The following is a 2,538-nucleotide window of genomic DNA, read 5'->3' on the forward strand; positions in this document are numbered from 1 at the left end:
CGCATCACCGATATCAAACAGCGTACTCAGCTCTACCGGGAAGCGCAGCGTATTTTTAAGCGCGAGCAGCCATTTACGCCTCTTTTCAGCGCGGTTGAATTTCAGCCTATCCGGAAGAATGTGAAAAATTTCAGGATTGACCCGTTTGGACACACGGTTTTTTATGGCGTCGGTTTGGAATAAAAGCCTGTTTCTAGAGCATTTTTAAGTCGATTTACCCAAGGAGCGAGCGCGAAGACAGTATGAACAATACGGCAAGCGCGAAGCGACATAGGGAAAATCACTGAAAAATGCTCTAATACTTTAGGGAGCTTTTCTATGGCAAACATTTTCCAGAAGCGCACCCGTCGCGGACTTTTTTTAAAAACGATCTGCGGCGCGGCAGCGCTGATTGCGAGCGGAGCCGGCGCACCCTATGCAGCCGCGTCCGGCAAAACGCTGGTTTACTGTTCCGAGGGCAGTCCAGCCGGGTTTGATCCAGGTTTGTATACCAGCGGGGTTGAATTCACGGCAGGCGCGGCAGCGGTCTATAACCGGCTGGTTGACTTCAAACCCGGCACGACGCAAATTGAGCCCTCGCTTGCCGAGCGCTGGGAGATTTCGCAAGATGGACGGGAATATACTTTTTATTTACGGCGCGGCGTGAAATTCCACACCACACCGTGGTTTCAGCCGACGCGCGAATTCAGCGCGGAGGATGTGCTGTTTACCTTCAACCGAATGCGTGACCCGAATATGCCGTTCCGGCGCGCTGATACTACCGAATTTCCTTATTGGCATGGCACAGGGCTGGCGCGGCTTGTCGAGAAAATCGAGGCGCTGGGCGCGGACCGGATGGCGGTCCGGTTTACGCTGAAAGAAGCCAATGCGCCCTTTCTGCATAATCTGGCCGTACCCTTTGCATCTATTCACTCAGCGGAATATGCGGCGCAATTGCTGGAAAAGGGCAAAGCCCCGGAGATCAACCAGAAGCCGGTCGGCACAGGCCCCTTTATTTTCCGCAGCCATACCAAGGATACGATGATCCGGTTTGACGGCAATCCCCACTATTGGAAACCGGCGGATGTGCAACTCTCCAGGCTGATTTTTTCAATTACGCCGGATGCCGCGGTACGCCTGCAAAAAATGAAACGCAATGAATGCCAGGTCAGCGTGTATCCGCGTCCATCCGATCTTGCGGCGTTCAAAGCGGATGCCAATCTCAAACTGCGCAGCCAGCCAAGCTTTAGTATGGGTTATCTGGCCTATAACGTTTCGCGTAAACCGCTGAATGACGTACGGGTGCGGCGCGCGCTGGATATGGCGATCAATAAAAAAGCGATAATCGGCGCCGTCTATGAAGGCCATGCGCAGATCGCCGTTGCCCCGATGCCCCCATTGCAATGGTCATATGACGAAAGCCTGCAGGACGCGCCGCGTGATTTGAAGAAAGCCAAGGCCCTGCTTGAGGAGGCGGGTTATCCAAAAGGATTCACGATTTCTCTCTGGGCGATGCCGATTCAACGTCCCTATAATCCAAATGCCCGGCTGATGGCCGAGATGATTCAGGCCGACTGGGCGAAAATCGGCGTCAAGGCAAATATTGTCACCTACGAGTATGCCGAGTATCTGAAGCGCGCCCGCCAGGGCGAGCATGATACGGGGCTCTTCGGCTGGAATGGCGATAATGGCGATCCCGACAACTGGCTGAGCCCGCTGCTCAGTTGCGAGGCTATGCACACCGCCAATCAGGCGAAGTGGTGTAACAAGCATTTCGAGGAACTTATCCAGAAAGCGGCGCGGACATCTGAGGAGCACGAACGCACCCGGCTGTATATCGAAGCACAGAAGATTTTTAAGGACGAACAGCCGTTCACGCCAATTGCTTATCCAGTCGCCTTTCAGCCAGTCCGCAAGAACGTGAGCCATTTCAAAATCAATCCATTCGATGTGACGGTATTTTCTGGCGTCACCCTCAAATAATGAGCGCAAGCGCATTTTTCAGCGGCTTGCAAAAATGCGCGCACTGATTCAACGCACCATCACTCCCCTTTTCTCCCCTGCCTTGAAACGCTCAACGCTTTAGAAGGAATCCGCCCTTCTCTGCCGCCATGTTCCGATTTCTGCTACGCCGTCTTGGCATGGTGATGCCGACTTTTCTGGGTATCACGATTCTTGCCTTTGCGCTGATTCATCTGATTCCGGGCGACCCGGTCGAAGTGATGCTGGGCGAGCGCGGTGGCGATCCTGCATATCTCGCTGCCGCCCGGCACCGGCTTGGACTGGATTTACCGTTGCCGGTGCAATATATCCGCTATTTATCAAAAGCGGTGCAAGGCGACCTGGGCGTTTCACTGGTCACTCATGTCAGTGTGCTGTCGGAATTCTTCGCGCGTTTTCCGGCGACGGTCGAACTCTCGCTGTGCGCGCTGATATTCGCGCTTGCGACTGGCGTACCCGCGGGCGTTGCCGCCGCGCTCAGGCGCGGCTCCCTGCTGGACCGCAGCGTGATGACGACTGCATTAACCGGATATTCAATGCCCATCTTCTGGTGGGGCT

Annotated in this window: 2 protein-coding genes and 1 pseudogene; all 3 read left to right on the top strand. The window is 54.6% G+C overall.

Annotated features, from left to right (window positions below):
- Nucleotides 1-183, top strand: a pseudogene (locus CAGGBEG34_RS09005) (ABC transporter substrate-binding protein); the annotation flags it as partial.
- A gap of 144 nt (nucleotides 184-327) precedes the next feature.
- Entirely contained in the window at nucleotides 328-1,962 is a 1,635-nt protein-coding gene (locus CAGGBEG34_RS09010; RefSeq protein ID WP_420885904.1) for an ABC transporter substrate-binding protein, read from the top strand.
- Between the two features lie 128 nt (nucleotides 1,963-2,090).
- A partial coding sequence (locus tag CAGGBEG34_RS09015; protein WP_042688495.1) for an ABC transporter permease occupies nucleotides 2,091-2,538 on the top strand: 448 nt, incomplete at its 3' end.

Origin of the sequence: Candidatus Glomeribacter gigasporarum BEG34, assembly GCF_000227585.1 — a bacterium.
GTDB lineage: Bacteria > Pseudomonadota > Gammaproteobacteria > Burkholderiales > Burkholderiaceae > Glomeribacter > Glomeribacter gigasporarum_B.